General features: G+C 64.1%; 10 protein-coding genes. 1 reads left to right on the forward strand and 9 read right to left on the reverse strand.

Going from position 1 to position 7,712, the window contains the following annotated elements:
• A partial coding sequence (locus EOA38_RS21685) for a CinA family protein (RefSeq protein WP_189434786.1) occupies positions 1-257 on the forward strand: 257 nt, incomplete at its 5' end.
• Between the two features lie 3 nt (positions 258-260).
• Here the strand turns inward: EOA38_RS21685 and EOA38_RS21690 are convergent.
• The 9 genes from EOA38_RS21690 to EOA38_RS21730 all read right to left on the reverse strand — a co-directional run.
• Entirely contained in the window at positions 261-716 is a 456-nt protein-coding gene (locus EOA38_RS21690; RefSeq protein WP_126094051.1) for a type II toxin-antitoxin system RatA family toxin, read from the reverse strand.
• A gap of 9 nt (positions 717-725) precedes the next feature.
• On the reverse strand, positions 726-1,691 hold the full coding sequence (gene lipA, locus EOA38_RS21695) for a lipoyl synthase (protein WP_126095920.1): 966 nt from the start codon (positions 1,689-1,691) through the stop codon (positions 726-728).
• 130 nt (positions 1,692-1,821) lie between these two features.
• Positions 1,822-2,079, reverse strand: coding sequence for a GlsB/YeaQ/YmgE family stress response membrane protein (locus EOA38_RS21700; protein WP_127300202.1), 258 nt, complete (start codon positions 2,077-2,079; stop codon positions 1,822-1,824).
• A gap of 120 nt (positions 2,080-2,199) precedes the next feature.
• Positions 2,200-3,645, reverse strand: coding sequence for a dihydrolipoyl dehydrogenase (lpdA, locus tag EOA38_RS21705; RefSeq protein ID WP_127300203.1), 1,446 nt, complete (start codon positions 3,643-3,645; stop codon positions 2,200-2,202).
• A 27-nt stretch (positions 3,646-3,672) separates the two neighbouring features.
• Entirely contained in the window at positions 3,673-4,311 is a 639-nt protein-coding gene (locus EOA38_RS21710) for an SGNH/GDSL hydrolase family protein (protein ID WP_127300204.1), read from the reverse strand.
• On the reverse strand, positions 4,308-4,733 hold the full coding sequence (locus tag EOA38_RS21715) for a hypothetical protein (protein WP_127300205.1): 426 nt from the start codon (positions 4,731-4,733) through the stop codon (positions 4,308-4,310). The genes EOA38_RS21710 and EOA38_RS21715 overlap by 4 nt, the downstream gene beginning before the upstream one ends.
• Before the next feature lie 15 nt (positions 4,734-4,748).
• Entirely contained in the window at positions 4,749-6,125 is a 1,377-nt protein-coding gene (locus EOA38_RS21720; RefSeq protein ID WP_127300206.1) for a pyruvate dehydrogenase complex dihydrolipoamide acetyltransferase, read from the reverse strand.
• An 18-nt stretch (positions 6,126-6,143) separates the two neighbouring features.
• Complete coding sequence (locus tag EOA38_RS21725; protein ID WP_127300207.1) at positions 6,144-7,535, reverse strand: pyruvate dehydrogenase complex E1 component subunit beta; 1,392 nt, start codon at positions 7,533-7,535, stop codon at positions 6,144-6,146.
• A gap of 15 nt (positions 7,536-7,550) precedes the next feature.
• On the reverse strand, positions 7,551-7,712 hold a 162-nt coding region (locus EOA38_RS21730), incomplete at its 5' end, for a thiamine pyrophosphate-dependent enzyme (RefSeq protein WP_245480892.1).

Raw genomic sequence — 7,712 nt, forward strand, 5'->3', positions numbered from 1 at the left:
GACAGGTGCTGGAAATGGCGGCGGGAGCGCTGGCCCATTCGCGCGCCAGCCTTTCGCTTGCCGTCACCGGCATTGCCGGTCCAAGCGGCGGCTCGGCGGAAAAGCCTATCGGGCTCGTCTGGTTCGGAATAGCGCTTGCCGGCCAACCGGTTACCGCCGAACGCCAGCTCTTTGCGCATAAGGGCCGCGAGTTCATCCGCCACGAGACGGTGCGGCACGCGTTGCAGCTTGGGCTGCGCGCGCTTGGGGCCGAGTGAAGATCAGGCCGGCTTCGCGCCGTAGATCACGTCCGCGCGCTTCTCGAAGGCTTCGGAGAACATGCGGAAGGCGCGGTCGAACATCGTCCCCATCAGCGCTCCGAGAATGCGGCTCTTGAATTCGTAGTCGATGAAGAAATGCACTTCACAGCCGCGATCGGCCGGATCGAAGCGCCAGATGTTGCTGAGATATTTGAACGGGCCGTCGATGTATTTGACGTCGATGGCGTTCTCGTCCGGCTTCAGGAGCACCTGCGTGGTAAAGGTCTCGCGGATCGCCTTGTAGCCGATGCTCATGTCGGCGACGAGGATAGTGCGGCCGTCGCGCTCCTTGCGCGAGCGCACAGTCAGCGCCTCGCAGAGCGGCAGGAATTGCGGATAGGCCTCGACATCCGCCACCAGCGCGAACATCTCCTGCGGCGTGTGGGTGACGCGGCGGATGGCTTCGAATTTCGGCATTTTGGACGGTCAGCCGGCTTTCTCGAGTTGCGCCTCGCGCGCCGCCCGCAGCCTGGCGAAGTCCTCGCCGGCGTGATGCGAGGAGCGTGTCAGCGGGCTCGACGCCACCAGCAGGAAGCCCTTGGTCTTGCCGATCGTCTCGTAGGACTTGAACTCGTCCGGCGTGATGAAGCGGATCACTGGATGGTGCTTCTTCGACGGCTGCAGGTATTGGCCAATGGTCATGAAGTCGACATTGGCCGACCGCAGGTCGTCCATGAGCTGCAGCACTTCGTTCCGCTCCTCACCGAGACCGACCATTATGCCGGATTTGGTGAAGATCGATGGATCGAGTTCTTTCACCCGCTGCAGCAGCCGAATGGAGTGGAAATAGCGGGCGCCCGGCCGGACCGTCAGGTAGTTCGACGGAACGGTTTCGAGGTTATGGTTGAAGACGTCAGGCTTGGCCGCAACGACGACCTCCAGCGCGCCGTCCTTGCGCAGGAAATCGGGCGTCAGGATCTCGATCGTCGTCGAGGGCGCGGCCGCGCGGATGGCATGGATGACGTCGGCGAAATGCTGCGCGCCGCCGTCGTCCAGATCATCGCGGTCGACCGAGGTGACGACGACGTGGCTGAGGCCCATCTGCTTGACGGCGTGGGCGACGCGCGCCGGCTCATCCGGGTCGAGCGCCGTCGGGATGCCGGTGGCGACATTGCAGAAGGCGCAGGCGCGCGTGCAGATCTCGCCCATGATCATGAAGGTGGCGTGCTTCTTGTCCCAGCATTCGCCGATGTTCGGGCAGCCGGCCTCCTCGCACACCGTCACCAGCTTGTTCGACTTCACGATCTCGCGCGTCTCGGCATAGCCTTTCGAGACCGGCGCCTTGACGCGGATCCAGTCCGGCTTGCGCAGCACTTCCTGGTCCGGCCTGTGCGCCTTTTCGGGGTGCCGCGGGCGCGGCGCGTTGGCGATCGTGTCGAGAACAGTGACCATCTCAAACCCTTCGCGGCCGCTGGCGTCGCGGCCGTCCGTCTGCGTCATCTAGGACTTTTCGAAGCAAAGAAAAAGGCCGCGCCGGCGCATGCCGCCACGGCCATTTTCGCATAGCGGCGTTCGGTGGGGCTCAGCGGCGCACCAGCCGACCCGCAAAGATCAGCAGGCAGGCGCCGATGAAGCCTGTGATCAGATAGGCGAACCAGCCGACGCCGAAGGCCTCGATGTTGAGGGCTCTCAGGATTGCGTTCAGCACCACCGCGCCGGCGATGCCCAGAATGATGTTCATGAAGATGCCGGTGTTGCTCTTCATGACCATTTCGGCGAGCCATCCGGCCAAGCCGCCTATGATGATGGCTGCAATCCAGCCCACGCCATTCACGTCCATATGCCAAATCCTCCTCGATCAGGTGAAAATGCATCCGGATACGAACTGCCCTGCCGTCAAAGTCCTCCGGCTGCCGCGTCTGAGTCTCGCCCAACCAATCTATCACCGATTGGCCATTTATCATGCGTTCAAAGCGCGGCCATAGGCGTCGAGCACGCTTTCCTTCATCATCTCCGACAGGGTCGGATGCGGGAAGATCGTGTGCATCAGCTCTTCCTCTGTGGTCTCCAGGTTCATCGCCACGACGAAGCCCTGGATGAGCTCGGTCACCTCCGCGCCGATCATATGCGCGCCGAGAAGTTGTCCGGTCTTCTTGTCGAAAATGGTCTTGATGAAGCCCTGGTCCTCGCCGAGCGCGATGGCCTTGCCGTTGGCGCCGAACTGGAAGCGGCCGACGCGGATGTCCTTGCCTTCGGCCTTGGCCCTGGCTTCGGTCAGGCCGACCGACGCGACCTGCGGACTGCAATAGGTGCAGCCCGGGATCTTCAACTTGTCGATGGCATGCACGCCGGGGAAATTGGCGATCTTTTCGATGCAGACGACACCCTCATGCTCGGCCTTGTGGGCAAGCATGGGCGGTCCCGCGACGTCGCCGATCGCATAGATCCCGGCCACGTTCGTCTTGCCGTAGCCGTCGACGACGACGCAGCCGCGATCCGTCTTCACGCCGAGCGCCTCGAGGCCGAGATTTTCGATGTTGCCCTGCACACCGACAGCCGAAATCATGCGGTCGGCGGTGATCTTCTCGACCTTGCCATCCTTCATCTCGACATGGGCGGTGACCGAATTGGCTGATTTCTCGACCTTGGTCACCTTGGCTTCGAGGAGGATCTTCATCCCCTGCTTCTCGAACTGCTTCTGCGCGAATTTCGAGACCTCGGCATCCTCGACCGGAATCACCGCCGGCAAGACCTCGACCACCGTCACGTCCGCGCCCATTGTGCGGTAGAAGGAGGCGAACTCGATGCCGATGGCGCCCGAGCCCATCACCAGCAGCGATTTCGGCATCTCCTTCGGCACCATCGCCTCGAAATATGTCCAGATCAGCTTGCCGTCCGGCTCGATGCCGGGCAGCGCGCGCGGCCTGGCGCCGGTCGCCAGAATGATGTGCTTGGCGGTGTAGGTGCCCTCGCCCTTGACGCCCTTCGGCACCGGCGGCTGCGGCTCCATCGGCTTCTTGGCGGTCTTGGAGACCACGATCTCGCCGGGCTTGGAAAGCTTAGCCTCGCCCCAGATGACGTCGACCTTGTTCTTCTTCATCAGGAAGGCAACGCCGCCGTTCAGCCTGAGCGACACCTTGCGCGAGCGGTCGACCACCGCGGCCGTGTCGGCGTTGACCTTGCCGTCGAGCTTCAGGCCGTAATCCTTGAGGTGGTCGGAATAATGCATGATCTCGGCCGAGCGCAGCAGCGCCTTGGTCGGGATGCAGCCCCAGTTCAGGCAGATGCCGCCCAGATGCTCGCGCTCGACGATCGCCGTCTTGAAGCCGAGTTGGGCGGAACGCACCGCGGTGACATAGCCGCCGGGACCTGAGCCGATGATGATGACGTCGTAGTTCTCAGCCACGGGTTTTCTCCCTGATCTTTCTGGGGGTTAGAGTGAGAGCATCACACGCACGAGCGGGGCCAGAGCCTGGCCGATCCGCCGTGTGTTTTCGGCATCGAGATGGACACCGTCGAGCGGCGTTGTCGTTGCCACAGTGCCCGCATCGAAGAAGCCGCAGCCGGCCTCGTCGGCCAGCGCCGAATATTGCGGCGCCAGGCGCTTCGAGGCGTCGTCGCCGCCGGCGAACATTTCCTTGAATTCGGCATTGTCGGTGCGCGTTACCGCAGGCGGCGCGACGATAAGGATCTGCGGCGCCGGCCAGTCGAATGGATAGTCATGGCCGCGCACGATATCGATCAGGCGCTGGATGCCCTGCTTGGCGGCGACGGGATTGCCGTGGATCCATGGCTTCATGTCGTTGGCGCCGAGCATGATGATGACAAGGTCGAGCGGCGCGTGGCTCGTCAGGATCGTCGGCAACGTCCTCGCGCCGTTGCGGTCCGCACCGGCCAGGTAATCGTCGAAGGCAGTGGTGCGGCCGTTGAGGCCCTCGGCAATGACCTCAATGCCCTCGCCCAGCGCCGCCTCGAGCACGCTCGGCCAGCGGTCTTCCAACGCATGGCGGCCGAGGCTGGCGGCGTCGTAGCCCCAGGTCAGCGAATCGCCGTAGCAGAGAATTGTCTTCATGCCCTTACCCCATCCCTGCCGAATGGTGCCGACGAGCGCTTGAGCCGCCAGCGCACGAACAGCCATTGCACGATGATCGCCGCAACGCCGGGCAGGATCAGCCCGGCAACGATCGAAAGGTCGCTTGCGGTCGCCCGGTTCTCGGGCGGCACCGAAAACGTCCAGCCGGCGAGCGCGACCAGAATGATCGCGAAGATCGCAAGCAGCCACCAGAACATCCGGTCGACCGCCCGAACCGGCTCAGCCCGGAACTGGATCAGGAAGAAGGCGATCGTCACTACGATGAGGATCATCACCGTTGCGGCGAAGACCAGAATGTATTCTTCGGTCGCGCCGGTAAGCACGGCCAGTTCCTGCACGACCAGTCCGCCAGCCAGACCGGATAGGATGAAGGCGAAAAGGCTGGTGAAGAACTTCCGCACCGCCTCTTTTCCTTCCTAGACCAGCATGCCCATCGGGTTCTCGATCATGCGCTTGAAGGCACCGAGTAGTTCCGCGCCGAGCGCGCCGTCGACGGCACGGTGATCGGTGGACAAAGTTGCCGACATCACGGTGGCGATCTTGATCTCGCCCTTCTTCACCACCGCGCGCTCTTCACCGGCACCGACCGCCAGGATCGTCGCATGCGGCGGGTTGATGACGGCGGCGAAATCCTTGACGCCGAACATGCCGAGATTGGAGACGGCCGTGGTGCCGCCCTGGTATTCTTCTGGCTTCAGCTTGCGGCTGCGGGCACGGCTGGCAAGGTCCTTCATCTCGTTGGAGATGACCGACAGCGTCTTTTCATTGGCGTGGCGGATGATCGGGGTGATCAGGCCGCCGGGGATCGACACGGCAACGCCGACATCGGCATGCTTGTGCTTGACCATGGCGCTGTCGGTCCAGGAGGCGTTGGCGTCCGGCACCGCCATCAGCGCCATCGCCATCGCCTTGATCACCATGTCGTTGACCGAGAGCTTGTAGGCCGGAACCTCGCCCTTTTCCGTCTTCCGCATGGGTGCTGCCGCATTGAGCTGCGTGCGCAGCGCAAGCAGCGCGTCGAGCTCGCAGTCGAGTGTCAGATAGAAATGCGGAATGGTGCTCTTGGCCTCGACAAGGCGGCGCGCGATGGTCTTGCGCATATTGTCGTGCGGGACGAGCTCGTAGGAGCCTTCCGCGAACAGCTTCAGCACCTGATCGTCCGACATCGGCTTCGGCGCGGGGGCCGGAGCGGCCGGCGGCGCACCTGGCGCCTTGGCGGCAGCCGGAGCCTTGGCTCCGCCGGAAGAGATCGCCGCCTCGACATCGGCCTTCACCACGCGGCCGTGCGGACCGGAACCAGCCAGCGCCCCGACGTCGACGCCGGCATCCTTGGCGATGCGGCGCGCAAGCGGGGAAGCGAAAACGCGCTCGCCGCCGGCATGGCCGTTGGCGACCGGAGCGGGCACGGCCTTAGCCGGTGCAGGCGCTGGAGCGGAGGCTGCCGGCTTCGGCGCTTCCTTAGGCGTTTCGGCCTTAGGAGCGTCCGCTTTCGGAGCTTCCGCCTTGGCCGCGGCGCCGCCGTCGGCTTTTGCCGCGGCACTGGCATCCTCGCCTTCGCCGGCCAGGATGGCGATCACGGCGTTGACCTTGACGCCTTCGGTTCCGGCCGGAACGACGAGCTTGGCGACGGTGCCCTCATCGACGGCCTCGACTTCCATCGTCGCCTTGTCGGTCTCGATCTCGGCGATCACGTCGCCGGGCGAAACCTTGTCGCCCTCTTTCACGAGCCACTTGGCGAGATTGCCCTCCTCCATCGTGGGAGAAAGCGCCGGCATGGTGATGTTGATTGGCATGTGATCCTCCCGGCCGGCTCAGCGATAGGTGACGGCTTTGACCGCCTCGACAACCTCGCCGACATTGGGCAGCGCCAGCTTCTCGAGGTTTGCCGCGTAAGGCATCGGCACGTCCTTGCCGGCGATGGTGATCACCGGCGCGTCGAGGAAGTCGAAGGCGCGCTGCGAGACCTGGTTGGCGATGTGGTCGCCGACCGAGCTTTGCGGGAAGCCTTCTTCCACCACGACGAGGCGATTGGTCCTCTTCACCGAGGCGATGATGGTGTCGAAATCGAGCGGACGGATGGTTCTCAGATCGATGATCTCGGCATCGATGCCCATGCCGCGCAGTTCGGCTTCCGCCTTGACCGCGTAGGTCATGCCGATGCCGAAGGAGACGATGGTGACGTCCTTGCCCTGTTTGTGGACGCGCGCCTTGCCGATCGGCAGCACGAAGTCATCGAGTTTCGGCACGTCGAAGGACTGGCCGTAGAGGATCTCGTTCTCGAGGAAGATGACCGGGTTCGGATCGCGGATCGCCGCCTTGAGCAGGCCCTTGGCGTCGGCGGCCGTGTAGGGCATCACCACCTTCAGGCCGGGGATGTGGCTGTACCAGGCGGCATAGCACTGCGAGTGCTGGGCGGCGACGCGCGCGGCGGCGCCGTTCGGTCCGCGGAACACGATCGGCGCGCCCATCTGGCCGCCGGACATATAGAGCGTCTTGGCGGCCGAGTTGATGATCTGGTCGATCGCCTGCATGGCGAAGTTGAAGGTCATGAACTCGACGATCGGCTTCAGGCCGGCCATGGCCGCTCCGACGCCGACGCCGGCAAAGCCGTGCTCGGTGATCGGCGTGTCGACGACGCGACGCGGTCCGAATTCCTGCAGCAGGCCTTGCGTGATCTTGTAGGCGCCCTGGTACTCGGCGACCTCCTCGCCCATGACGAAGACGTCGCCGTCGCGGCGCATTTCCTCGGCCATCGCGTCGCGGAGCGCCTCGCGCACCGTGGTCGAGACCATCTCGGTGCCAGCGGGGATGTCCGGATCGGCCGCGACTTCCGTTTTCGGCGCGGCCGCGACGGGTGCCGCGGCTTCGCTCTTGGCTGCGGCCGGCGCTGGCGCTGCCGCAGCCGGTTCGGCCTTGGCAGGCTCTTCGCCGACGCCTTCGCCGGCCTTGTCGACGTCTTCGCCATCGACCGCAAGCACGGCGATCACCGCATTGACCTTGACGCCTTCGGTGCCGGCGGGAACCACGATCTTGGCCAGCGTGCCTTCGTCGACGGCTTCGACTTCCATCGTTGCCTTGTCGGTTTCGATCTCGGCGATCACGTCACCGGCGACGACCTTGTCGCCCTCGTTCTTCAGCCATTTGGAAAGATTGCCCTCTTCCATCGTCGGGGAAAGCGCGGGCATGAGAATTTCGATCGGCATGTCCTTGCCCTCTCCTTAGAGTACGATGTCGGTCCAGAGCTCGGACGGATCCGGCTCGGCGTCGTTCTGGGCGAATTCAGCGGCATCGGCGACAATGTCGCGAACCTCCTTGTCGATGGCCTTGAGCTCGTCCTCGCTCGCCCACTTCTTGTCGAGCAGCCGCACCCTGACCTGCTC

Origin of the sequence: Mesorhizobium sp. M1E.F.Ca.ET.041.01.1.1 (genome assembly GCF_003997355.1) — a bacterium.
Classification (GTDB): Bacteria; Pseudomonadota; Alphaproteobacteria; order Rhizobiales; family Rhizobiaceae; genus Mesorhizobium.

Coding starts and splice junctions, on each gene's coding strand:
- EOA38_RS21725 (WP_127300207.1), bottom strand. CDS start 7,535: ATGCCGATCGAAATTCTCATGCCCGCGCTTTCCCCGACGATGGAAGAG.
- EOA38_RS21710 (WP_127300204.1), bottom strand. CDS start 4,311: ATGAAGACAATTCTCTGCTACGGCGATTCGCTGACCTGGGGCTACGAC.
- EOA38_RS21690 (WP_126094051.1), bottom strand. CDS start 716: ATGCCGAAATTCGAAGCCATCCGCCGCGTCACCCACACGCCGCAGGAG.
- EOA38_RS21720 (WP_127300206.1), bottom strand. CDS start 6,125: ATGCCAATCAACATCACCATGCCGGCGCTTTCTCCCACGATGGAGGAG.
- lipA (WP_126095920.1), bottom strand. CDS start 1,691: ATGGTCACTGTTCTCGACACGATCGCCAACGCGCCGCGCCCGCGGCAC.
- EOA38_RS21700 (WP_127300202.1), bottom strand. CDS start 2,079: ATGGACGTGAATGGCGTGGGCTGGATTGCAGCCATCATCATAGGCGGC.